Source organism: Citricoccus parietis (assembly GCF_042433045.1).
GTDB lineage: Bacteria > Actinomycetota > Actinomycetes > Actinomycetales > Micrococcaceae > Citricoccus > Citricoccus parietis.
This window is the reverse complement of record NZ_JBHLWH010000038.1, coordinates 63146-85444: the sequence shown is the minus strand read 5'-3', so window position 1 is coordinate 85444 and position 22299 is coordinate 63146. Positions and strand designations below refer to the sequence as shown.

The 22299-nt window shown below is 69.7% G+C and carries 22 protein-coding genes; 8 read left to right on the top strand and 14 right to left on the bottom strand.

The genetic code is table 11. The features are described from left to right. Positions 1 to 77 precede the first annotated feature (77 nt). From purM to ACFFIO_RS13050, 4 genes are all read right to left on the bottom strand, one after another. Positions 78 to 1262, bottom strand: a complete 1185-nt coding sequence (gene purM / locus ACFFIO_RS13065) for a phosphoribosylformylglycinamidine cyclo-ligase (RefSeq protein WP_378042413.1) — start codon at positions 1260 to 1262, stop codon at positions 78 to 80. 35 nt (positions 1263 to 1297) lie between these two features. Beyond that, the gene (gene purF / locus ACFFIO_RS13060) at positions 1298 to 2911 is read right to left on the bottom strand and encodes an amidophosphoribosyltransferase (RefSeq protein WP_378042411.1); all 1614 of its coding nucleotides are present in this window, start codon (positions 2909 to 2911) and stop codon (positions 1298 to 1300) included. Further along, the gene (locus tag ACFFIO_RS13055; protein WP_378042400.1) at positions 2901 to 3404 is read right to left on the bottom strand and encodes a hypothetical protein; all 504 of its coding nucleotides are present in this window, start codon (positions 3402 to 3404) and stop codon (positions 2901 to 2903) included. Before ACFFIO_RS13055 ends, purF begins: the two co-directional genes overlap by 11 nt. Before the next feature lie 73 nt (positions 3405 to 3477). Then, complete coding sequence (locus ACFFIO_RS13050; protein WP_378042398.1) at positions 3478 to 4860, bottom strand: hypothetical protein; 1383 nt, start codon at positions 4858 to 4860, stop codon at positions 3478 to 3480. Between the two features lie 211 nt (positions 4861 to 5071). Here ACFFIO_RS13050 and ACFFIO_RS13045 point away from each other — a divergent pair, with 211 nt between their 5' ends. From ACFFIO_RS13045 to ACFFIO_RS13030, 4 genes are all read left to right on the top strand, one after another. Further along, on the top strand, positions 5072 to 5266 hold the full coding sequence (locus ACFFIO_RS13045) for a hypothetical protein (protein WP_378042397.1): 195 nt from the start codon (positions 5072 to 5074) through the stop codon (positions 5264 to 5266). Then, on the top strand, positions 5263 to 5646 hold the full coding sequence (locus ACFFIO_RS13040) for a hypothetical protein (protein WP_378042395.1): 384 nt from the start codon (positions 5263 to 5265) through the stop codon (positions 5644 to 5646). The genes ACFFIO_RS13045 and ACFFIO_RS13040 overlap by 4 nt, the downstream gene beginning before the upstream one ends. A 254-nt stretch (positions 5647 to 5900) precedes the next feature. After that, the gene (locus ACFFIO_RS13035) at positions 5901 to 6596 is read left to right on the top strand and encodes a hypothetical protein (RefSeq protein ID WP_378042393.1); all 696 of its coding nucleotides are present in this window, start codon (positions 5901 to 5903) and stop codon (positions 6594 to 6596) included. Positions 6597 to 6728: 132 nt separating this feature from the next. After that, complete coding sequence (locus ACFFIO_RS13030) at positions 6729 to 6971, top strand: hypothetical protein (protein WP_378042391.1); 243 nt, start codon at positions 6729 to 6731, stop codon at positions 6969 to 6971. A gap of 179 nt (positions 6972 to 7150) precedes the next feature. Here the strand turns inward: ACFFIO_RS13030 and ACFFIO_RS13025 are convergent, their stop codons facing one another. The 4 genes from ACFFIO_RS13025 to ACFFIO_RS13010 all read right to left on the bottom strand — a co-directional run bounded on the left by ACFFIO_RS13025 (position 7151) and on the right by ACFFIO_RS13010 (position 10224). Then, the gene (locus ACFFIO_RS13025) at positions 7151 to 7546 is read right to left on the bottom strand and encodes a sterol carrier family protein (protein WP_378042390.1); all 396 of its coding nucleotides are present in this window, start codon (positions 7544 to 7546) and stop codon (positions 7151 to 7153) included. A gap of 17 nt (positions 7547 to 7563) precedes the next feature. Next, positions 7564 to 8643, bottom strand: a complete 1080-nt coding sequence (locus ACFFIO_RS13020; protein WP_378042388.1) for an asparaginase — start codon at positions 8641 to 8643, stop codon at positions 7564 to 7566. A gap of 21 nt (positions 8644 to 8664) precedes the next feature. Then, a complete protein-coding gene (locus ACFFIO_RS13015; protein ID WP_378042386.1) occupies positions 8665 to 9753 on the bottom strand; it encodes an asparaginase in 1089 nt (362 codons plus the stop codon). A 129-nt stretch (positions 9754 to 9882) separates the two neighbouring features. Beyond that, a complete protein-coding gene (locus tag ACFFIO_RS13010; protein ID WP_378042384.1) occupies positions 9883 to 10224 on the bottom strand; it encodes a hypothetical protein in 342 nt (113 codons plus the stop codon). A gap of 84 nt (positions 10225 to 10308) precedes the next feature. Between ACFFIO_RS13010 and purD the strand changes: the two genes are divergently transcribed. Continuing rightward, positions 10309 to 11598, top strand: a complete 1290-nt coding sequence (gene purD, locus ACFFIO_RS13005; protein WP_378042382.1) for a phosphoribosylamine--glycine ligase — start codon at positions 10309 to 10311, stop codon at positions 11596 to 11598. After that, positions 11598 to 12518, top strand: a complete 921-nt coding sequence (locus ACFFIO_RS13000) for a phosphoribosylaminoimidazolesuccinocarboxamide synthase (protein WP_378042380.1) — start codon at positions 11598 to 11600, stop codon at positions 12516 to 12518. The genes purD and ACFFIO_RS13000 overlap by 1 nt, the downstream gene beginning before the upstream one ends. A 98-nt stretch (positions 12519 to 12616) precedes the next feature. Here the strand turns inward: ACFFIO_RS13000 and ACFFIO_RS12995 are convergent, their stop codons facing one another. The 6 genes from ACFFIO_RS12995 to ACFFIO_RS12970 all read right to left on the bottom strand — a co-directional run bounded on the left by ACFFIO_RS12995 (position 12617) and on the right by ACFFIO_RS12970 (position 21476). After that, positions 12617 to 12991: a nuclear transport factor 2 family protein gene (locus tag ACFFIO_RS12995; RefSeq protein WP_378042379.1), complete on the bottom strand. Its 375-nt coding sequence runs from the start codon at positions 12989 to 12991 to the stop codon at positions 12617 to 12619. Between the two features lie 34 nt (positions 12992 to 13025). Then, positions 13026 to 13586 (bottom strand): endonuclease domain-containing protein, encoded by a 561-nt coding sequence (locus tag ACFFIO_RS12990; protein WP_378042377.1) that lies wholly within the window; start codon positions 13584 to 13586, stop codon positions 13026 to 13028. Positions 13587 to 14203: 617 nt separating this feature from the next. Further along, a complete protein-coding gene (locus ACFFIO_RS12985; RefSeq protein ID WP_378042375.1) occupies positions 14204 to 16111 on the bottom strand; it encodes an ABC transporter ATP-binding protein in 1908 nt (635 codons plus the stop codon). Continuing rightward, the gene (locus ACFFIO_RS12980) at positions 16108 to 18042 is read right to left on the bottom strand and encodes an ABC transporter ATP-binding protein (RefSeq protein WP_378042374.1); all 1935 of its coding nucleotides are present in this window, start codon (positions 18040 to 18042) and stop codon (positions 16108 to 16110) included. Before ACFFIO_RS12980 ends, ACFFIO_RS12985 begins: the two co-directional genes overlap by 4 nt. A gap of 247 nt (positions 18043 to 18289) precedes the next feature. Beyond that, the gene (locus tag ACFFIO_RS12975) at positions 18290 to 19261 is read right to left on the bottom strand and encodes a metallophosphoesterase (protein WP_378042372.1); all 972 of its coding nucleotides are present in this window, start codon (positions 19259 to 19261) and stop codon (positions 18290 to 18292) included. Positions 19262 to 19268: 7 nt separating this feature from the next. Continuing rightward, positions 19269 to 21476, bottom strand: coding sequence for a transglycosylase domain-containing protein (locus ACFFIO_RS12970; RefSeq protein ID WP_378042370.1), 2208 nt, complete (start codon positions 21474 to 21476; stop codon positions 19269 to 19271). Positions 21477 to 21552: 76 nt separating this feature from the next. Here ACFFIO_RS12970 and sp36 point away from each other — a divergent pair, with 76 nt between their 5' ends. Further along, positions 21553 to 21705 carry a Sp36 family protein gene (sp36, locus tag ACFFIO_RS12965; RefSeq protein ID WP_188805902.1) on the top strand — a complete coding sequence of 51 codons (153 nt, stop codon included), beginning with the start codon at positions 21553 to 21555 and terminating at the stop codon, positions 21703 to 21705. Beyond that, positions 21702 to 22196, top strand: a complete 495-nt coding sequence (locus ACFFIO_RS12960) for a RidA family protein (RefSeq protein ID WP_378042369.1) — start codon at positions 21702 to 21704, stop codon at positions 22194 to 22196. Before sp36 ends, ACFFIO_RS12960 begins: the two co-directional genes overlap by 4 nt. Positions 22197 to 22299 lie beyond the last annotated feature (103 nt).

Sequence of the window (22299 nt, the reverse complement as noted above, 5' to 3'; positions counted from 1 at the left end):
CGCCCCCTTGATCAGGGACGGGCGCCGCACCCTGCCACTTGACAGGACACCACTACATATCAGTTGTGGAAGAGGGGTCAGGCCGTGGCGTAGTCCCCGGTCAGCAGCACCGCTCCGCCGTCCACGCCCTTGGCGCCCTGCATGAAGTCGGTGCCGGCGTTCCGGGCCTCGTCCGTCACGCGGCCCACGGTGCCGGCGACCCAGGAGGTCAGGCCGCGGGCGTTGAGCCGGGTCAGTGCCTCGTCGGCGGCGGCGGGATCCACCACGGCGACCATGCCGACGCCGAGGTTCAGGGTGCGTTCCAGGTCTTCGAGCGGGACGCGGCCGAGCTGGCCGACGAGGGAGAACACGGCCGGCAGTGACCAGGTCCCGCGATCCATGGTGGCCATCAGGCCCTGGGGGAGCACGCGGGCCAGGTTGGCCGCGAGGCCACCACCGGTGACGTGGGAGAAGCCGTGCAGGGCGGGCTCGCCAGAGGCGGTGGTCACCGCGCCCGCGGCACCGGAGACAGGGTCACCGTTGAGGTGGCGCATCACGTCCAGGCAGTCGGCCGTGTAGATGCGCGTCGGTTCCAGCAGCTCCTCGCCGAGCGTGCGGCCCAGGTCGGTGACCTCACGGTCGAGGGACCAGCCGGCGTCGTTGATGACGCGTCGGACCAGGGAGTAGCCGTTGGAGTGGATGCCGGAGGAGGCCATGGCGATGACCACGTCGCCCTCACGGACGCGCTCGGGGCCGAGCAGGGCGGAGGCCTCGACCACGCCGGTGGCAGCACCGGCGACGTCATACTCGTCCACGCCCAGCAGGCCGGGGTGCTCGGCGGTCTCTCCGCCCACGAGGGCGGTGCCGGCGGCCGCGCAGCCGGCGGCGATGCCGCGGACGATGTCCGCGATGCGCTCCGGCACCACCTTGCCGCAGGCGATGTAGTCGGTCATGAACAGCGGCTCGGCGCCGACCACCACGATGTCGTCCACGACCATGCCGACCAGGTCGAAGCCGATCGTGTCGTGCTTGTCCAGCGCCTGCGCGATCGCGACCTTGGTGCCGACGCCGTCCGTGGAGGTCGCCAGCAGCGGCTTCGAGTACTTCAGCAGCGCCGAGACGTCATACAGCCCGGCGAAGCCGCCGAAGCCACCGACCACGGAGTCGTGGTGGGTGGCCCTCACGGCGTCCTTCATCAACTCGACGGCGAGGTCACCGGCCTCCACGTCCACGCCGGCGGAGGCGTAGGTGGTCCCGGGGGCGTTCTCGGCGGTGCCGGGCACTGCGCCGGCCGGATCGTGGAGGTGCTCGGAAGCGGTCACAGCGGGGTCCTGTCGGTTGCGGTCAGCAGGTCTTCGAGGGAGGAGCCGGGGCCCGGGTCCCCTCCGACGGCGCCGGGGCGCTCCTCCGGGTCCACCGTGGACTCCGGATCCACGAGGGGGTCGGACGTGGTCGCGGTCGCCGCGGCGGCGACCGGCTGCTCCAGCAGGTGCTTGCCGCGCTCGTCCTCGCTGGGCAGCGGGATCGGGTAGTCGCCGGTGAAGCAGGCGGTGCACAGCGAGCGGCGGGGCTGCTCGGTGGCCTCGATCATGCCCTCGGCGGAGATGTACTCCAGCGAGTCGGCCCCGATCGAGGCGGCGATCTCCGCGACCCCGGCACCGTTGGCGATCAGCTCGGCCCGTGAGGCGAAGTCGATCCCGTAGAAACAGGGCCACTTGATGGGCGGTGAGGAGATCCGCACGTGCACCTCGGCGGCACCGGCCTCCTTGAGCATTCTGACCACCGCGCGCTGGGTGTTGCCGCGCACGATCGAATCGTCCACCACCACCACGCGCTTGCCGGACACCACGGCGGGCTGGACGTTGAGCTTGAGCCGGATGCCGAGCTGGCGCAGGGTCTGCGACGGCTGGATGAAGGTGCGGCCCACATAGGAGTTCTTGACGAAGCCCTGGCCGAAAGGGATGCCGGACTCCTCGGCGTAGCCCACCGCGGCGGGCGTGCCGGACTCCGGGACCGGGATGACGACGTCCGCCTCCACCGGGTTCTCCCGGGCCAGCGCGCGACCCATGGCCCCGCGCGACTCGTAGACGGAGCGGCCGCTGATGGTGGCATCGGGCCGGGCGAGGTAGACGTACTCGAAGACGCAGTGCGCCGGCTTGGACTCGGCGAACCGGGTGGAGCGGATGCCCTCCTCGTCGATGGCGATGAGCTCGCCGGGGGCGACCTCACGGATGAAGGAGGCGCCCACCGTGGCCAGGGCGGACTGCTCGGAGGCCACCACCCAGCCGCGCTCGAGCCGGCCGAGCACCAGCGGGCGCACGCCTTGCGGGTCCCGTGCGGCGTAGAGGGTGTGCTCGTTCATGAAGACGAAGGAGAAGGCCCCCCGGATCAGCGGGAGCAGCTCGGTGGCCGTCTGCTCGAGGGTGGAGCCCTCCTCACCCTGCAGCAGGGCCGTGACGAGCGCGGTGTCCGTGGTGTTGCCCTGGGCCATCTCGCCCCGGGTCTGCTTGCCGTAGCGGCCCTGCACCATCCGGTACAGCTCGGCGGAGTTCACCAGGTTGCCGTTGTGGCCCAGGGCCACGGTGCCGCCCGCGGTGGCGCCGAGGGTCGGCTGGGCGTTCTCCCAGTTGTTGCCGCCGGTGGTCGAGTACCGGCAGTGCCCGACGGCGATGTGCCCGGTCAGGGTATTCAGGGTCGCCTCGTCGAAGACCTGGGAGACGAGACCCAGGTCCTTGTACACGGAGATCCGTTTGCCGTCCGAGGTGGCGATGCCCGCGGACTCCTGCCCCCGGTGCTGCAGGGCGTACAGGCCGTAGTAGGCGAGCTTGGAGACCTCCTCGCCGGGGGCCCAGACGCCGAACACCCCGCATTCGTCCTGGGGACCCTTCTCATGGGGGTCGAGGTCATGTGTCAGCAGGCCGTCACCGCGCATCTTGGTCACGCTCCCCATTCTCCCACTTGTCTGTCCACTGCTGCAGATCGTGGTCCTGGACGGCGTAATCGGCGTCCTCATAGCTGTCCACGGACTCGGCCGTCACGGTATAGGTGTGCTTCTTCGACCGGCGGTCCAGCACCAGCCAGACGATCGCTCCGATCCCCACACCGAGGATGCCGAAGAGCACCAGGAAGTACCCGAAGGTGGAACCGAAGGTGAACTCCGGGTTGGCCTCGCCGAAGGCGGTCACCAGCAGCGCGACGATGACGCCGAGCAGGGCACCCCCGATCAGGAACATCTGCACCTTCGGGGCCCGGCGGACCACCAGGGTGCGGCGGTCCAGGCCATCAGGCACCGGGGAGCCCGTGCCGGACCGGCTCGGATCTGGCGTGGGCCGGACCGTCCCTGGCCGGTCCGGATCCGGTGTGCTGGGTTCGTCTGCCGGGGTGCTCGCGGGGGTGTCCGCGGAACCGTCGGGGGGAAAAGTCATGCCTTCCATGGTACGTGGCACAACGGGCCGAACCCGCCGTGGGTCGGACACGCTCGCCGCTGCGGAGGTGGGGCTACAGGTAGGGGTTGCGGACGGCGTTGACGCCATCGTCAGTTGTCTCTGTGGGCAACGGCTCCGTCGGCTCGGGCAGCCGCAGGGTGGGCCGGGACGAGAGTACGGCGACCAGCCCGGACCCCAGTGCCACGAGCAGCAGGAAGGCGGTTGCTATGACGCTGACCAGGGCCGCTCCGGCGGACTGGAACGGGATGAAGGTCGCGGCCGCCACGAACACCAGGCCGGTGGCGATGACGGAGGACCGCGCTGCTCCGGAGGCGTAGCGCCCGGAGAACGCGGAGATCAGCACCCCGATCAGGCCGATGAGCGCCACGAGGGCGGCCACCAGCAAGCCGATGACCAGGGCGCCGAGCATCGCCCAGCCGCCACCGGCCAGCCCACCGAACAGCAGGGCCACCGGGATCACGAGGATCGAGGCCGGAACGCCCAGCTCGCCGACCAGATGCCCGGCCCGCGGTACCCCCGTCCCGCCGAGCGCGCGGTAGTCCAGCACGGCCCCGGCCACGGCGGCGATGGCCAGGACCACGGCGGAGACCAGCGGCAGCCAGGCGCCCAGACCGGTCTGGACGACGTCCAGCAGCTGCAGGATGAGCGCCAGGCAGGCCAGCCCCAGCGGGGTGGCCAGGTGGCGCAGGAACCGTCGGCCGGTGCCCTCCATCGCGATCGCGGCCGCAGCAGCGGCGGCCGTGCCGACCGGGCCGTCGTCGGGCCCGAGTGCACCGTCGGCTTCTCTGCCGACATCTTCGTGCCTCGGCCGCTCCGTGCCCGGTGAGCGGCGCAGGAGCACGACGGCGGCACCCAGGCCCACGAGGGCCAGCACCGAGCCCAGGGCGGAGGCGATGGTGAGCCCCGAGGGGGTGGGTGCCAGCAGCGGGATCGCTCCCCAGGCCACCAGCGCGGCTGGCGGGGCGATGGCCGCCAGGATGCGTGTCGCGGTGCCGGGCCCCCGAGGGGCACGGCGCGCGGCCACGGCGCCGGCCACCACGGCGGTGGCGGCCAGTAGCAGTCCGGCCATGGAGAGGGTCTGTAGTACGGCGTTGTAGCCCTCGATGCCGATCGCGCGGTCGACCACGCCGAGGGGTATGAAAGTCCGGACGGCCAACAGGATCAGGGCGGTGGCCAGGGCCACGGATGCAAGGGTCTGGGCCGCCTGGCCGCCCGGGCCCGCCCGCCGGTCCCGGAGGGCCAGGGCCAGGCCGAGGACCCCCAAGAGCCCGACGACGGCGGCGAGTGTGTAGCTCAGAACCCAGAGCCCACCGTCCAGCGCTCCGGGTGATGCGCTGCTGGCGATCACCACCCAGGTCATGAGCGAGAACAGGACGGAGCCCATGGTGTGCAGGGCGACGGCGGCGGGCAGGGTCAGTTGTCTCGCGGTCTTCACGGTGGCTCCCCCTCAGGATGCGTGGAACCACCGTATCCCGAGGGCCCGCCGTGGGCCCGGGTCAGTACGTGTCCCGCCCGGGGGCTCCGATGCCGCGGCTGAGGAGGCAAAGGCCGCGGTACTCATCTTCCGATAGCCGATCCCGGTACAGCATCGACACGTTGGCTCCTGTCGCCGTTAAGACAAGAGCACCCGAAGGTAACCTCTGATCATGGGAAACGTCACTGGCTTGGTGCTCTACGTCGTCTTTGCCGCGATCTTCTTCTACCTGCTGTACGGCGTGATTCGCGCCGGCGTCCGTGATGGCATCCTGGCCGCCGACCGGCGCCGGGCAGCTGCGATGTCCGACCAAGCCGGAGCGGAACTCGGCACTTCCGGACGGCAACGTGATCGGGACAGGCCGTGATCAGAGCACTGGTGGTCGGTGGTCTGCTGACCGCCGCTGTGCTCTTCGTGTTCTCGGCCGGATGGCGTCAACCGTTCGTGGCGGAGTCGGCGTGGATAGCTCTCGGCTACGGAATCATGTCCGCTCTGTGCGCCGGGATATTCCTCCGCGTTCACGCAGCTCGCCATGGCTCGCACCCGGTGACCAAAGTCTTCGACGCCCGCATTGTTGCGGCCGCCGCCGCTCCGGGGCTGTTGATGACCGTGGTTTTGATCACGGCGGGGGCCATACCCGTGTCAGGCTTCATGGTGATCGCCGCAGGTGCCCTTGGTGGCGGGGTCGCCTCACTGCTGTATTACCCGCGGCAGTTCGACTCCGACGGCTCAGTTCGACGGCAATAAATTTGTCGGAAGCCGATGAAACAGGGTTCAGGAGTGGTCTGCACAAAAATCCAGTGGCGACGTCAGCACTGTCCCGAAAGGCGATCCCCCTATGGACGGCGTCAACATCACCCTTGGCGTTTCGTGCAGATGACTTGTCACATTCGCGTCCCCTTCTGAAACTGACAGCGGGTTCTGATCGAGCCACAGATCCGTTGTCTCATGAGACTGTCCGCTTGTACGACCGCGATGCGGCGTGCCCAGGATCGGGCAGGATGATCACCATGGACTACCTGACGGTGAGCATCCCTGTGGGCTTATGGAAGCGTGTGGATGGGTGCGCCGATAACAGCATGGCCATGGACGTCGTGGAGGCGATCATGGAGTCAGTGATCAACGGGTCGTGCGTTCGGGACGCCGGCTGGCGGGCCTCCGCGGCGTACTCGGGGGAACGGGATCAGTACGGTTGGCCGCCCCCGGAGCATCGGCTTCCGATAGTGCTTCGGCGCGAGCATTGGGAGTGGGTGCTGGCCCAGCTCCAGCGATGGGAACCGCATGAGACCGATGACTCGTTCACCGAAGTGCGCGAACTGATCGTCGATGGCCTCCACCCCGCCAGCGACGATCCCAGCCCGCTTGATGATCAGTCGACAGCTCGGCCGGCGGCCCGGAGACCGAGGGCTGTGGCGGATGAGCAGGTCGTGCAGATCCACGTCGGTCCGGTGGACGACGATGAGGAGCACCGACAAGACCTGCTGGGCCTCAATCTCTTGGCCCATGAGCAGCAAAGCCGGGCACGCATGGGACAGCACTCCCAGTTCATCCTGCAGGCCGCCAGGGCTGCTGCGTACGCCAAGATCGGGCCGACATACCCAGGCCCCGACAGTGTGGAGTTCGCTCAGGAGATCGCCGACTCTGTCCTCGACGCTGTGCTGACAGCGATGAGAGACGGCCCACCTGCAGGAACCTGACGGCCCTGCACGGTGCGTGGTTGACCCCGAACCCAACCCAGCCACTTACCCAAGACATCCGAAAGGGATCGTCCTATGGGAGCACCGGCCACCGGGAAAAGATGCCTAGCCCTGGGAACGTGTACTGAGTGCATGTTCACCCCCCTGGACCTCCCGATCTGGGATGCCACCTTGGCGAACTATGAGGTCGTGGACGCCTGGCGGAACGGGGACAGCGTCCGGTTGGAGTTCGCCGGCCCCATCGGGAGCGGCCACGCGATCGTGGACCTGGAAAACCACGTCGCCGTCGAACTGAAGTACCGGGACTGGCTGTACACGGTGCGTGACCTGTCCACCACGCTGCACGGCGACGTCGGACGGTCGGTCTGGGCCTGATATTCCGGCATCAACGATTTCAGACGGTCGAAGATCAGTAGGGCTGACAAGGGACAGATCTGCATCACTTGCCCGCAAGCTCTTGGCCTGACAACTCCGAATCAGCCGCGCTGGTGGCCTTGGTGGCCCTGGGGGCCATCACCTCGGGTGCATGGTGGTCATCGCCGAACCGCAGACGGTCAGGACCGCAGCGGCATCCATTCGGACAGGTTGGCACGGGAGCCGGAGGCGAGCACCTTCCCGGTCCCGACGGCGGCCTCCCAGTCCGTGAGCCCCGTGGCCAGCTCCAGCCACGTCGCCGGATCCATCTCGATGACATTCGGGGGAGTGCCGCGCGTGTGGCGCGGGCCCTCGACGCACTGGCAGACCCCGAACGGGGGGACCCGGACCTCCACGGAATTCCCCGGGGCCCGGGTGGCCAGCTCCTCCAGGGTGTAGCGGACGGCGGTGGCCCGGGTGCTGCGGGGCAGGGCGGCGGCGCCCTCCGCCCCGTCCGCTCCGGCCGAGCGGGCGCGGAACCAGGACTCGAGGGCGGCGCGGCCGTCGTCGTCAGAGATGCGGCGTTTGATGGACATGACTGTTGCCGTGCCGTTCAGTCCAGCAGGTCCAGGACGGGGCGGGCCAGTTGGACCCGGCCGACGGGCTTGCCACGGCCGAGGATCTTCGGGGCCACGGTGTCCAGGACGCCCGGCAAGGCCTCGAGGTCGATCTGTGTGGGGGCGAACTGGGCCAGCAGGACCAGGGCGACGAGGTTGCCGGCGCGCGTGCCGCCGTCGAGCGCCTTGACGGCCACCGCCGTACCGTCCTGCGCGGCCATGACCATGACGCCGTCCGCGCCGAGCTTGGCCAGCACCCCGAGCTCGCGGATCACCACGGTGTTCGTGTTGGTCTCGCCGTGCACCGCCCAGGGGTGCTCCAGCATGGCCGTGGCCACGGAGGCGGCATGCACCTCGGAATCGCGGCGGTGCGGTGCCGCGGCGACCCTGCCGATGCCGCGGGCCAGGCCGGTCAGGGACAACACGGGGGCTGGTGCACCGCAGCCGTCCACGCCCCAGTGGGCCACCGGTTCGCCGCAGTACTCCTCGAGGACGGCGGCCACCTCACGCTGGATGGGGTGGTCGAGGTCCAGATAGGTGCTCACATCGTGCCCGCCGTGCTTGGCGGCGGAGAGGAAACCGGCGTGCTTGCCGGAGCAGTTGTAGGCCAGCGGGGTCTGGAGGGGGCCGCCGGGGCCGGCGTCCCCGGCCATCTCGATGATCCCGGCCGGATCCGCGGGCCAGGCCGGCGGGCACTGCAGGAAGGACTCGTCCATGCCGGCATAGGACAGGACCGTGGCAGCCGTCTGGCGATGGCGGGCCGTCCCGCGGTGCGACCCGCATGCCAGGGCGATCTGTTCCTCGACCAGCCGTGCCCCGTGCCGCAGGGACGCGATGGCCTGCAGCGGCTTGAGCGTGGAGCGGGGGTAGACCAGCGAGGCCGGGCTGCCGAGGGAGGCCAGCACCGAGCCATCCGGTGCCGTCACCACGGCCGAACCGATGGTGCGGGACTCGATGAACCCGTTGCGGACCACGTGCACCAGTTCCACGGCATCGTCGACCGTGAAGGTGGCCGAGGGGCTCCGGGTGGGCTGGCGGGACTCGGGCAGGTGGGGATGCTGCTGCGGTGCGGGCATGGTCACTAGCTTGTCACTACTTCAGGCGGAGAGCACCTCAAGCACCGGATCCGCGAGTTCGGCGCGGCCGACCGGCTGGCCGCGGCCGAGGACCGTGGGTGTCACGGCGTCGAGGACGTTCCGCAGCGCTGGCAGGTCCACCTGGTCCGGGGCGAAGCGGGCCAGGAGGTTGAGTGCCACGAGGTTGTTGGCCCGGGAGGCTCCATCCAGGGTCTTGACCGCCACGGCGGTGCCGTCCGGGGCCGCCACCACCAGGACGCCGTCCGCCCCGGACTTGGCCAGCAGGCCGAGTTCACGCATGATCCGGGTGTTCGAGCTGTTCCTGCCCTGGACGGCCCAGGGGTGGCGGAGCATGGAGACGGCCACCTGGATGGCATGGTCGTCGATCGGCAGCCCCTGGGCGGCCCGTTCGGGGGCGGAGGCGACCCGGCCGAATCCACGCGCCAGCCCGGCCAGGGCCAACCGTGGGGCCGGGCCGCCGCAGCCGTCCACGCCGACGTCCACCGGTTCCGAGCCGCAGTAGTCCTCGATCACCCGGAGCACCTCCTGCTGCAGTGGATGGTCCGGTTCCAGGTAGCTCTCGGTCTCCAGGCCGGCGGCCACGCAGGCGGACAGCCAGGCGGCGTGCTTGCCGGAGCAATTGAAGGCCAGTCGGTTCGGGCGGGGGCCGTCCGGGCGCCGGGTGCGGGCGGCCATCTTCAGCAGCTCGCGGCGGTCCTTGGGCCAGGCTCGCGGACACTGCAGCGCCGTCTTGTCCAGGCCAGCCGCGGTCAGGATCTCCCGGACCAGGGCACGGTGGCGGGAGGAGCCGCGGTGGGAGCCCGCGGCGATGGCGATGTGGCGGCTCTCCAGCGGTGCACCGAGGCGCAGGGAGGCGATGGCCTGCAGCGGTTTGAGGGCCGAGCGGCCGAACACCACGGCGTCTGCCGGGCCGACCGTGGCCAGCACGCCGCCGTCCGGGCCGGTGACCACGGCGGCGCCACTGTGACGGGACTCCACCTGCCCGTTGCGGGTCAGGTGGACCAGCTCTGCGGCATCCTGCTGGGCGAAGATGCCGGGCGTGGTGCCGGACGCACCGGGCATGGTGGTCATGCTGTTCGTGAAGGACATGCGCTCATCGTGTTCGATGAGAATGAGCCCCAGATGAGGAACGCATGAGCTAACGCTGAGAACCCTGGCGGGAAACTGGCGGGAAGCTGGCGGAGAAAGGGCGGACCAGGGGATCGGCGGGGCGCCGCCTCAGCGGCCGCGGCGGGTGGCCCAGACGGTCACGGCGACGGCCGCGGCCAGGGAGGCGATGAGGGAGACCACGGCAGCGCCCAGGTCACCGCGTTCGAAGCCGAGCATCCGGGTCCCGAACCACATGATCACGGCGCAGGTCAGCCAGACGATCACGAAGGTGTAGATGGTGCGCAGGAGGTTCCCGGAGCCACCGGAGCCGGCGAGGCGGGGCGCGCGGCCGTACGGGTGGCCGTACTGCTGCTGCCCGTACTCCTGGCCGGACGAGTCCTGTCCCTCGGGGCGGCCACGGTGCTCGGGAAGGTGCCGGCCGTCGTCGGGCCCGGGGTGGTTGGACGTCATGGAGCCCATCGTACGGACCGGTGTGGCCGGGCCGGGCGCACACACGCGCGCCGGGACGGCCCGGACGGTCTAGGCTTGGGCACCGTGAAGATCCTCGTCCTCGGCTCCGGCGGCCGCGAACACGCCATCATCCGCGCCCTGCAGCTGGACCCTGAAGTCCAGGAGGTCCATGCGGCTCCGGGCAACGCGGGCATCGCCCTCGACGTCCCGGTGCATGCCGTGGATGCCACTGACGCCACCGGGGTCACCGTCCTGGCCGGCGAGCTCAACGCTGACCTGGTGGTCGTGGGACCCGAGGCCCCGCTGGCGGCCGGCGTCTCCGACGCCCTGCGGCAGGCCGGGTTCACCGTCTTCGGCCCCTCCAAGGCCGCCGCCGAGCTGGAGGCCTCCAAGTCCTTCGCGAAGGACGTCATGGCCCAGGCCGGCGTCCCCACGGCCGCCGCCCACACCTGCTCCACGGTCGCGGAGGCCGAGGCCGCCCTGGACGCGTTCGGCGCCCCCTACGTGGTCAAGGACGACGGGTTGGCCGCCGGCAAAGGCGTGGTGGTCACCTCGGACCGTGCCCAGGCACTCGACCACGCCCGGTCCTGCTTCGACGTCAACGGCACCGTGGTCATCGAGGAGTTCCTGGACGGCCCCGAGGTCTCCCTCTTCGTCATCTCCGACGGCACCAACGCGGTCCCCCTGGTCCCGGCTCAGGACTTCAAGCGCATCGGCGACGGCGACGCCGGCCCGAACACCGGCGGCATGGGCGCCTACACCCCTCTCGACTGGCTGCCGGAGGGCTTCGTGGACGAGGTCATGGAGGCCGTGGCCCGCCCCGTCATCGCCACCATGGCGGACCGCGGCACCCCCTTCGCCGGCGTGCTGTACTGCGGCCTGGCCCTGACGAGCCGCGGCCTGCGCGTCATCGAGTTCAACGTGCGCTTCGGCGACCCGGAGACCCAGGCCGTGCTGGCCCGGCTGCGGACCCCGTTCGGCCGCTTCCTGATGGACGCCGCCACGGGCTGCCTGGCCGGGCTGCACGAGCTGGACTGGTCGGACGACTACGCCGTGGACGTGGTGGTGGCCGCCGCCGGCTACCCGGAGTCCCCCCTCAAGGGCGGTGCGCTGCAGGGCGTCGCCGAGGCGGACGCACTGGAGAACGTCTCGGTCCTGCACGCAGGCACCTCCACGGCGCACGACGGCGGACTGGTCGCCTCCGGCGGCCGGGTGCTGGCCGTCGTCGGGCTCGGGGAAGACCTGGCCGCAGCGCGGGCCCGCGCCTACGCGGGGGTGGATCTGATCTCCCTGGAGGGATCGCAGCACCGCACCGACATCGGGCTCAAGGCCGAGCGCGGCGAGATCACGCTGCCGGAAGGAGAAGCACGCTGATGACCGGATTCTCGCAAGGGTTCGACGCCCAGGCCGTGGAACTGCCGGGCTGGCGGCACGCCTATTCGGGCAAGGTCCGGGACCTCTATGAGCCGGCCGACGCCGCGCCGGGGGAGACGGGTCAGTCTGCGAACCTGCTGGTGGTCGCCTCCGACCGGATCAGCGCATACGACTTCGTGCTGGAGACCGAGATCCCGGACAAGGGTGCGGTGCTGACCCAGCTGTCCCTGTGGTGGTTCGAGCAGCTGCAGGTGCCGCACCACGTGGTGTCCCTGGACGTGCCGGAAGCCGTGGCGGGGCGGGCGATGGTGGTGCAGCGGCTGGACATGTACGAGGTCGAGTGCATCGCGCGCGGCTACCTGACCGGCTCTGGGCTGGCCGAGTACCGGGAGTCCGGCACGGTCACCGGGATCGAACTGCCGGAGGGGCTGGTGGACGGCTCGAAGCTGGATGAGGCCATTTTCACCCCGTCCGCCAAGGCAGAGGTGGGCGAGCACGACGAGAACATCACGTTCGAGCAGATGGCCCGGCTGATCGGGGACACCGCCGCCCAGCGACTGCGCGAGCTGACCCTGGACGTGTACCGCCGGGCCGAGTCGATCGCCCGGGAACGCGGGATCATCCTGGCGGACACCAAGGTGGAGTTCGGACTGGATGCCACCGGGCGGATCGTGCTGGGGGACGAGGTCCTGACTCCGGACTCCTCCCGGTTCTGGGATGCCGCCCAGTACGAGCCGGGCCGCGCCCAGCCCTCCTTCGACAAGCAGTTCGTCCGCGACTGGCTGACCGGCCCGGACTCCGGCTGGGACCGGCACTCGGGTGAGGTTCCGCCGGCCCTGCCGGCCGACGTCGTCGCCAAGACCCGCGCCCGCTACATCGAGGCCTACGAGACCCTGACGGGCCAGACCTTCAGCTCCTGAAATCCTCTGAAACCCCTTGCGCTTTCAGTCGACTTGGGGTGGGTTTTTTCGTGAATCTCCCACCCCAAATCGACTGAAAGCGCAGAGTGCGATGGGGTCTAGTGGGTGATCGTCGTCTGCTGGTAGAGCGTCATCCGGATGCGGCCATCGAGTAGCCGGTAGTGGCTGGACATCAGAGCCGTGAAAGGATCCGGGTCGCCGGACCGGGAAGCCGTGGCCGTGTACACGAGGGCCGCGGAGTCTGTTCCCGTGGGGACCAGCCGGGCGTCATCAAGGCGATAGGCGGACCACGGTGGAGCGTGGTCCAGAGTTGATGCCACGGTGTCCCGGTCCAGGACCATGCCGTTGACGAGCACCATGACGGCGTCGTCGGTCATCAACTCTCCGTAGAACGTTCCGCCCCGGGTGGAACACAGCGCATCCCACCCCCGGTGTTCCAGGGGCAGCAGGTCGTTGAGCGTCAACGTGGCCATGTCTTCAGGCTAGTGGCTCGGCACCAGGGTGTCCTCAGGCGGCTTGGCCGGTTGCCATCGCTCGGGCGCGTCCTTTGACCAACGCGATGACCCGGGTGTACCCGTCCCGAATGTCTGCGGCCGTCACCCTGATGACCATCCAACCGCGGGCCTGGAACCAGGCGTCCCGGCGGGCGTCACGTTCCTGCTGTTCCGGAGTGCGGTGATGTGCTCCATCGTGTTGCATCGCGATCTTCCACTGGCGATAGCCGAGGTCGGCCGCCGGGGACCACTGGTCTTCTGGATCGGCCAACACCTGTAGCTCGGGCTCGGGCAGCCCCGCGTCAACCAGACCGAGCCGGAGCAGGGTCTCGGGAACGGAATCAGCTCCCACGCGGATGAGGGGCAGTGCGGCCCGGGCCAGCCGCACTCCCTTGAACCTTCCAGATGCGGTAAGGGCCCGTTGAAGGTCTCCGATCGAGGACAAAGCCTCTTCCCGGCCGTCCGGTGTCCACGGAGGCGTCACCAGATAGTCCCCGGCTGCGACCAGATGCCCCTCCTGGCCGGGGCGAAGCAACGAGGCCAGGTCACACCAGGTCCGTTCGGGAGTCGTCACGTGGACACCCTGATCGATCAGCGTGTGGGCCTCTGGCAGGGGACGTCGATGGACCTGCAGGCCGGCCCGGACGGATGTGTGTCGGCGATGCGGGACGGTCACCTCGAGACCGTCCAGACCGTCCAACCAGGCCGGGAGCGGGATACCATGCCATCGGGCGGCAGAGCGGTGAGAGAGGACAGCCCCGATCTTGCGCATTATGGCGGCGGTGTCCTGTGCTTCCAGCTCCGTAGCCGGCAGGGTCTCCGAAGCGGACCGGTATACCCCGCGGGAAAGGGTGGTGATGTCCGCGGCCTTCAGTCGATTCCGGGATACCTCGTGGAGGGCGCGCTCATCCGAGGTGAAGGCCGTGCCCCTGAGTGGCGACGGCAGCGGGCGTCGATGAGTCATGGCGCCGAATCTGCCGGATGATCGCGTTGACCGGGGACGCCGGAGTGCTCACCGTGGGTGACGCGCCAGAGGCCGTCGCCCTGTGCAGTACCTGCCGTGCCGTCGAAACTCGCCCGGCCACCCACCCAGCTCGAGCTTTCAGTCGACTTGGGGTGGGTAATTCGCTCGGCAACCCACCCCAAGTCGACTGAAAACGATAAGGGTCGGCTGAGAGCGTAGAGGGCGGGTCAGCCGACCAGGGAGTCCTTCCAGGCTGCATGGAGCTCGGCGAAGCGGCCGCCGGCCTCGATCAGCTCGGCGGGGGAGCCGTCCTCGACGACCCGCCCGTCATGCACCACGAGCACGCGGTCGGCGATCTCCACGGTGGACAGCCGGTGCGCGATGATCAGCGCGGTGCGGTCACCCAGCAACCGGGTCAGTCCCTGCTGCACGAGCCGCTCGCTCGGCAGATCCAACGAACTCGTGGCCTCATCCAGGATGATCACGGCCGGGTCGGCGAGGAAGGCCCGGGCGAAGGAGACGAGCTGGCGCTGGCCGGCGGAGAGCCGTCCGCCGCGCTTGGTCACGTCGGTCTCGTAGCCTTCGGGCAGGGACAGGATGAACTCGTGGGCCCCCACGGCCTTCGCTGCGGCCTGGATCTCGGCATCCGAGGCATCCGGCCGGCCCAGGGCGATGTTCTCAGCCACGGAGCCGGAGAACAGGAACGCCTCCTGCGTCACCATGACCACGTTGCGCCGCAGATCGCCCGCGGAGAGCTGGTCCAGGTCCACCCCGTCCAGCGTCAGGGACCCGGAGGAGAGGTCGTAGAACCGGGCGATCAGCTTCACCAGCGTGGACTTGCCGGCCCCAGTCTGGCCGACCACGGCCACCGTCTGGCCCGCGGGGATCGTCAGGTCGAAACGCGGCAGGATCACCTGGCCGTCCCCATAGCCGAACTCGGCATCCTTGAACTCGATCCGTCCGGCAGCCTCCGGCAGGGGTACCGGTTGCTCGGCCTCCCGCACGGTGGGCGCCTCCTCCAGCAGCCCGGACACCTTCTCCAGCGCTGCTGAGGCGGACTGGAAGGAGGAGTAGAACATGGCGACCTGCTCCATCGGCTGGAACACACGCTTGCCGGCCAGCAGCAGCGCCACGAGCACGCCCACGGCCAGGGTGCCGTCCAGCACCCGGAACCCACCGAAGAGCAGCATGGCCACCACGGTCAGGTTCCCGGTGATCACCAGGGTCGGCTGCAGGATGCCGAAGAGGTTCAGGGACTTCAGCATGTCATCCCGGTACTTGCCGGCCAGCGTCTCGTACGTCCGGTCATTGGCGCGTTCCTTGCGGAAGGCCTGCACGGCACGGATGCCGGTCATGGTCTCCACGAAGTTCACGATCATCCGGGCGGAGGACACCCGCGACTCCCGGTAGACCGCCTCGGAACGCACCTGGTACCAGCGCACCGCGATCGCCACCGGGATGAAGGCCACCAGCAGGATCAGCGCCGAACGCCAGTCGAGGACGACGATCGAGATGCCCGTGAACAGCATGAACATCAGGCCGGACACGAGGGAGGACACGCCCTGGTCCAGCAGCTCGCGCAGCGAGTCCAGGTCCGAGGTCTGCCGGGAGATCACCCGCCCGGAGGTGTACTTCTCGTGGAACTCGAGGCTGAGCCGTTGCGTGTGCCGGAACACCCACACGCGCAGGTCCAGCAGCATCGCCTGGCTCACCCGGGCGGTCAGCCACGTATAGGTGCCCAGCAGCAGCCCCGCGGTCAGCGCGGCTCCCACATAGGTGCCCCCGACGGCGGCCACCACCGGTGCCGCGGAACCCCCGGCCTCCAGCGTGGAGACGACCTGCGGCAGCCCCCAGTCGATGCCCCACGCGATGATCAGCGGGAACGACGCGCGAGCGGCATTCGAGATCACCACCAGCATGGCCGTCAGGATGAGCTTCCACTTCACCGGCCGGGCCAGGTCCTTGAGCAGGGCCCAGGATCGTGCCCTGACGTACTTCCGTTCCTGGACGCTGAGGTCCAGGCGCTCCTCGCCCTGGGTGCCCAGCAGCGTCGGGTCGGGCCGCTGGGCCTCCTCGGGGGCGGAGGCGTTGACCGCCTGACGGCCGCGGCGCTGAGTCCGGTCCGCGCGGCTCATGGTCGGCCTCCTTCACTGCCATGGCCATGGGCAGTGCCACTGCTACTACCACTGCCACTGCCGGACGCTTCGTCCACGGCCACCACCGGCATCATGCCGGTGATCACCCCGGAATCCATGACGGACTCAATGGACTTGTCCTCCTCGAAGCTGGAGATGATGAAGCGGTAGCCCGCCGACCGGCCCAGCAGCTCGGCGTGCGTGCCGACGTCCTGGATCGCCCCATCGTGGAGCACCGCCACGCGGTCGGCGAGGGCCACGGTGGAGGGCCGGTGGGCCACGATCAGGGTGGTGGTCCCGGCCAGGACGGTGCGCAACCGCTGCGTGACCATCTCCTCGGTGCGGACGTCCAGCGCGGACAGGGGGTCATCCAGGACGAGGATCTCCGGTTGAGCGGCGATGGCGCGGGCCAGGGCGATGCGCTGGCGCTGCCCGCCGGACAGGCTCAGCCCCTCCTCGCCGATCTGGGTGTCCACGCCCTCGGGCATGGAGTAGGCGAACTGGGCCTGGGCGGTGTCCAGGGCCAGATCCAGCAGATCCTGGGCGGTCTGTGGATCGGCAGCGTCCGGGCCGGCGATCTCTGCCGGGGCGCCCAGCAGCACGTTGTTGCGGATCGAGTCGGAGAACAGGGTCGCGTCCTCGAAGGCGATGGACACCGTGCGCCGCAGGTCCAGCAGCGCGTAGTCCCTGACGTCCACCCCGCCCACCAGCACGCGCCCGGAGGTGGCGTCGTAGAGCCGGGGGACCATCTGGACGAGGGTCGACTTGCCGGACCCGGTCAGCCCGACCAGCGCCATCGTCTCGCCGGGCTCGAGGCGCAGGGTCACGTCCCGAAGGATCGGTTCCGATTCCGCAGGGGCATCCGGATAGCGGAAGCCGACCCCCTCGAAGGCGAGGCTCGAAGCGGATCCAGATCCAGCACTGGAATCCGCACCGGCACCAGCGGCCGGATCCGCGATGGGGTCGGCAATATCAACTGCGGTGTCCATGACCTCGAAGTGGCGGTCGATGGCGGTCTTCGCGGACAGGGACATGCCCATGAGCTGACCGACGGATTCCACCGGGCCGGCGAGCACCGCCGTCGTGGCGAAGAAGCCGGCGAGGGCGCCCACGGTGAGCTCCCCGGTGGCGACGAGGTAGACGCCGGCGGCCAGCGAGATGCCGATGACGGTCTCCGGCAGGGCGACGATCAGGGCGATGAACTGGGAGAGCACCGTGGCCTTGCGGACCTCCGTGCCGCGCAAGGTGTCCGCCTGGCCGCGGAACCCCTCCAGGGCCTCCCCGCCCCGCCCGAAGGCCTTGAGCACGCGGATGCCGTGGACGGACTCCTCCACGGTGGTGGCGAGGTCACCGGCCTGGTCCTGGGAGAGGCGGGACGCACTGCGGAAGTCGTTGCGGAAGTAGAAGGAGCGCCACATGATCGGCACGGCGCCGGCCAGGTAGATCAGACCGAGGATCCAGGAGGAGTTGAGCAGCAGGATGATGCCGACCACGATCGTGACGATCGAGACCACGAACATCACCGTGCCGAAGGCGATCCAGCGGCGCAGCAGTGACAGGTCTCCGACCGAGCGGGAGAGCAATTGGCCGGAGGGCCAGGAGTCGTGGAAGGAGACCGGCAGCCGCTGCAGGCGGGTGAACAGAGCGACGCGGGCTCGGTTCTCCACCCCGGCGGCGGGCGGCAGGATGAAGAAGCGGCGGCCGAAGATCAGCAGTCCCTCGGCGATGCCCAGCCCGGCCATGAGCCAGACAGCACTCCACACGTCCGCCGGGGACCCTCCGGGGTGCAGTACGGAGTTCACCAGCTGCTGGATGACCTGCGGGATGGACAGGGCGACCAGCCCTGCCAGCATGGCCGAGACGAGACCGGCGGTCCAGCGCCAACGGATGCCGTCCAGGTAGGGGGAGAGGCGGCGGATGGTCTCGAGCATGGGCCGCTCCCGGTTGCCTGGGCCACGGTCATCCCGCCATCCGCCCTGGCCGCGTCCATCCGGCTGGCCCCGGCCCGGCGTGCCACGCGGTGAATCGGTGCGGGCAGGCGTGGACAAGGCAACCCCTCCAGACAAGAACACGTGGCCGGCATCAAGGGATGCGGCGATCCACCATCCTACGGTCGCGGCGGACGTTCTGAAAGATCCCTTTGAAGGCTCGGGACCGCCGGGACCCGCCGAGTCGAGGTCAGGCGGGGGAGACGACGTCCAGAACGACGGCCTCGGGGCGGCACGCGAAGCGGACGGGGGCCTTGGGCGAGGTGCCGATGCCGGCGGACACCTCGAGCGGCACGGTCCGCCCGCCGGAGGACCACTCGGTCAGGCCGGAGGCCTGCCAGGTCGGCAGGTCGCAATTGGTGACGAGCGCGCCGTACCCGGGCACGCAGATCTGGCCCCCGTGGGTGTGGCCGGCCAGGATCACGTCAGCGCCGCCGTCGGTCATGGCATCCAGCACCCGGCGGTAGGGCGCGTGGGTGACGCCGATCCGCAGGGAGCGGGCCGGCCCGGCGCCCGCCCCGGGAAAGCCGGGCCACACGTCCAGGCCCAGGTGCGGGTCGTCAGTGCCGGCGAAGTCCAGGCGGATCCTGTGGAGTACCCGGGAGACGTGCTGGTTGGACAGGTTGAGCCAGCCCCGGGCCTCGAAGGCGTCGAACAGGTCCTCCCACGGCAGCTCGGTCCGATTCGGGTCCTGCCGGGACGGCCCGGCCAGATAGCGCAGGGGGTTGGCCGGCTTCGGCGCGTAGTAGTCGTTGGAGCCCGGGACGAAGACCCCGGGCACGTCCAGCAGTGGATCCAGGGCCCGGAGCAGCGGCGCCACGGACGCGGCCGCGCCGATGTTGTCCCCGGTGTTGACCACCAGGTCCGGCTTCAGGTCAGCCAGACCGGAGAGCCAGTCGAGCTTGTCCTGCTGTGACGGGATGAGGTGGATGTCCGAGAGGTGCAGGATCCGGAACGGGCGCGCGCCCGGCGGCAGGATGCGCAGCTGTTCGGTGCGCACCGCGAAGTTGCGGGCCTCCACAAGCGCTCCCCAGGCCACCATGCCGGCACCGGTGGCAGCCACGGCTCCGGTGGCCACCGCCGCCGCCTTCGCGGCCGAAGCCAGCCGTGCCCGACGCCGGCCGGCGGCCTGGCGCGCGGCCCTCACCGGTGCCTGTCCCATGACGGCCTCAGTCCTCGGTCGAGACGACGGCGTTCGGATCGTAGTACGGCTGGGGGCCGGGACGTCCGTCCACCCGGATGGTCTCTCCGCCCTCGCGGGAGCCCATGGTCCGGGGATCGGAGGCCGGGCCGTCATAGGCCGTGAACTCGTCCGTGGGGTAGGCCTCGGCCACCGTCCCCATGTAGTCGGCCCACATGGGCCCGGCGATGATGGAGCCCCACACGTCGTCATAGGTGACACCGCCGATGGTCTCTCCCTCCAGGGAGTCCAGGTCACGGAAGTTGCCCACCCAGGAGGCAGTGGTCAGGCCGGTGGTGGTGCCGATGAACCAGGTGGAGGACGAGGAGTTGTTCGTACCGGTCTTGCCGGCGATCGGGAAGGTGATGTCCTGGGCGATGCGCTCCGAGGCGATGGCCTTGAGCGTGTTGTTCAGCTCCGCGACGTGCTGGGTGTCCGCGACCTTCTCGCAGGCCACCGGGGGCACCTGGTAGGAGTTGCCGCGGGTGTCCGTCACCTCGGTGATGACGCGGGGCTCACAGTAGTTGCCGTCGTCCGCGAAGGTCGCGTAGGCGGCGGCCATCATCAGGGGGGAGACCTCTTCCGAACCCAGGACGAAGGACGGGTTCAGCGGGTTGATGGTCTCGCCGGTACCGGCGTTCTGGATGCCCACGCGGCCCATCAGGTCCGTGATGCCGCAGAGGTCCTGGGCATAGGCGGCGGCCACCGTGGCCGTGTTGATGGACCAGTAGAGGCCGTAGTCTGCGCGCATCGGCTTGTTCATGTCCGCAATGGCGTTGCGGACGGTCCAGGCCGGGCGGTCCAGCAGCAGTGGAATGGTCCCGGACTGGCCACAGGAGCCCTGGAATTGGGTCCGGTTCGGGTAGGTGTTGGTCCGGGCGTCGAGCGTGTCCGTCATCGAGTTGCCGGACTCGATCCAGGACAGGAAGGTGAAGGGTTTCATCGTGGAGCCGGCCTGGAAGCCCGCGCCGCCGCCCATGGGCCGGTCCACGCTGAAGTTCAGGGTGGTGTTGGCATCGCCTTCCGCTGCCGGATCGTAGTTGGTGTTCTGGGCCATCGCCCGGACGTTGCCCGTGCCCGGCTCCACCGTGACGAGGGAGGCACCCACGGCGTCGTTCTCGCCGAACTCGGTGTACGGGGCGTTCTCCCGCGCGGCGCGCTCAGCCTCCTGCTGCAGGGTGGAGTCCAGGGTGGTGGTGATCTGCAGGCCGCCGCGGTCCAGCAGGCGCTGGCGCGACTCGGCGTCCGGACCGAAGGCCTCGGACTTCAGGACGGTGCGCTGGACGTAGTCGCAGAAGTAGTTGCCGTAGTCGGCGGACATGCAGCCGGAGGCCAGCGGGGTGACGTCCAGGCCGAGGTCAGAGGCCACGGCCTCGTCGTACTCCGCCTGGGTGATGGCCTCGTTGCCGAGCATGGCCCCGAGCACGGTGTTGCGGCGCTCGGTGGCGCCCTCCGGGTTGTTGACCGGGTTGTAGCCGTTGGGGGACTGCACCATGCCGGCGAGCATGGCGGACTCCGGCACGTTCAGCTCCGCGGCGGTCTTGTTGAAGAAGTAGCGTGCGGCGGCCTCAACGCCGTACACGCGGCCGGAGAAGAGCACGATGTTGAGGTAGCCCTCGAGGATCTCATCCTTGGACATCTCCTTCTCCACGGCCACGGCCAGCTTCATCTCGCGCAGCTTGTCCGCCACGGTCTTGGTGCCGGAGATCGTGGTGCGCTCATTGTTCAGATACTGGGCGTTGACCAGCACGTTGTTCACGTACTGCTGCGTGATGGTGGAGGCGCCCTGGGTCGAGTCAGAGGTGGCGTTGTTGATCAGGGCACGGGTCAGGCCGCGGGCATCCACGCCGCCGTGCTCGTAGAAGCGCTCGTCCTCGATCGAGATGATGGCGTCCTGCATGTTCTGGGAGATCTGGTCCAATTCGACCGGGACGCGGTTCTCGGCATAGAAGGTGGCCAGCACGTTGCCGTCCTTGTCCAGGATGCGGGAGGGCACCGAGAGCGGCTCCTCCTTCAACTCGGCGGGCAGCTGGTCCAGCATCTCCCCGCCGGCGGTGGCCGTGGCCCCGCCCACGGCGGCCATCGGCAGCATCAGGCCGGCCGCAAGCACGCCGCACAGCGCACTGACACCGAGGAAGGCGACGATCTTGCCCAGCGTGGTGGCAGTGTCGAAGAAGGGGGACTTGCGATTGGCCATGGGTTCGATTCTACCGGCCGGACCACCCTCCGTGACGGACCTCGGGAACGGGCATTCCTGCGGCTAGGGTGGTTCCATGACAACCTGGGAATACCTCATCACGCCGCTGCCCCTCCACACGCCCAAGCAGGTGCTGGACATGCATGGTTCCGAGGGGTGGGAATTGGTCTCCATCGTCACCGGTCCCGAGGGCGGATCCGTGGCCTACCTGAAGCGGCCGAAGCAGTGAACGGGCCTGCCTCCACCGACGCTGGCGCTGCCGGGACCGTCGAGGCGCGTCTGGCCGAGCTCGGCCTGACCCTGCCGCCGGTCGCCGCCCCCGTGGCCGCCTACGTCCCGGCGGTCATCGAGGGGAACCTGGTGCACACCTCCGGTCAGTTGCCGTTCCAGGGCGGCCAGTTGCCGGCCACCGGCAAGGTCGGCGCCGAGGTGGAGCTGGAGGAGGCGGCCGAGCTCGCCGCCCTCTGCGCGGTCAACGCCCTCGCGGCCGTCAAGTCCGTCATCGGGGACCTCGACCGCATCGAGCAGGTCGTCAAGGTCGTCGGCTTCGTCTCCTCCGATCCGTCCTTCACCGCCCAGCCCCAGGTCGTCAACGGTGCCTCGGAGCTGCTGGGCCGCGTCTTCGGTGACGCTGGCGTCCACGCCCGCTCCGCCGTCGGGGTGGCCGTGCTGCCGCTGGACTCGCCGGTCGAGGTCGAGATGACCGTCCGGTTCCGCTGACCGCGCCGGCCCCGCGCCGCACCATGGCCTCCTCATCCTCCGAGCCCCGGCCACAGCCGGAAGGATCGTCGGCGTCCCAGCCGCCGGCCCGGGTCCCTTCTGC

Coding starts and splice junctions, on each gene's coding strand:
- purF (WP_378042411.1), bottom strand. CDS start 2,911: ATGCGCGGTGACGGCCTGCTGACACATGACCTCGACCCCCATGAGAAG.
- ACFFIO_RS13055 (WP_378042400.1), bottom strand. CDS start 3,404: ATGACTTTTCCCCCCGACGGTTCCGCGGACACCCCCGCGAGCACCCCG.
- ACFFIO_RS13045 (WP_378042397.1), top strand. CDS start 5,072: ATGGGAAACGTCACTGGCTTGGTGCTCTACGTCGTCTTTGCCGCGATC.
- ACFFIO_RS13035 (WP_378042393.1), top strand. CDS start 5,901: ATGATCACCATGGACTACCTGACGGTGAGCATCCCTGTGGGCTTATGG.
- ACFFIO_RS13030 (WP_378042391.1), top strand. CDS start 6,729: ATGTTCACCCCCCTGGACCTCCCGATCTGGGATGCCACCTTGGCGAAC.
- ACFFIO_RS13025 (WP_378042390.1), bottom strand. CDS start 7,546: ATGTCCATCAAACGCCGCATCTCTGACGACGACGGCCGCGCCGCCCTC.
- ACFFIO_RS13020 (WP_378042388.1), bottom strand. CDS start 8,643: ATGCCCGCACCGCAGCAGCATCCCCACCTGCCCGAGTCCCGCCAGCCC.
- ACFFIO_RS13015 (WP_378042386.1), bottom strand. CDS start 9,753: ATGTCCTTCACGAACAGCATGACCACCATGCCCGGTGCGTCCGGCACC.
- ACFFIO_RS13010 (WP_378042384.1), bottom strand. CDS start 10,224: ATGACGTCCAACCACCCCGGGCCCGACGACGGCCGGCACCTTCCCGAG.
- ACFFIO_RS13000 (WP_378042380.1), top strand. CDS start 11,598: ATGACCGGATTCTCGCAAGGGTTCGACGCCCAGGCCGTGGAACTGCCG.
- ACFFIO_RS12995 (WP_378042379.1), bottom strand. CDS start 12,991: ATGGCCACGTTGACGCTCAACGACCTGCTGCCCCTGGAACACCGGGGG.
- ACFFIO_RS12985 (WP_378042375.1), bottom strand. CDS start 16,111: ATGAGCCGCGCGGACCGGACTCAGCGCCGCGGCCGTCAGGCGGTCAAC.
- ACFFIO_RS12980 (WP_378042374.1), bottom strand. CDS start 18,042: ATGCTCGAGACCATCCGCCGCCTCTCCCCCTACCTGGACGGCATCCGT.
- ACFFIO_RS12975 (WP_378042372.1), bottom strand. CDS start 19,261: ATGGGACAGGCACCGGTGAGGGCCGCGCGCCAGGCCGCCGGCCGGCGT.
- ACFFIO_RS12970 (WP_378042370.1), bottom strand. CDS start 21,476: ATGGCCAATCGCAAGTCCCCCTTCTTCGACACTGCCACCACGCTGGGC.
- sp36 (WP_188805902.1), top strand. CDS start 21,553: ATGACAACCTGGGAATACCTCATCACGCCGCTGCCCCTCCACACGCCC.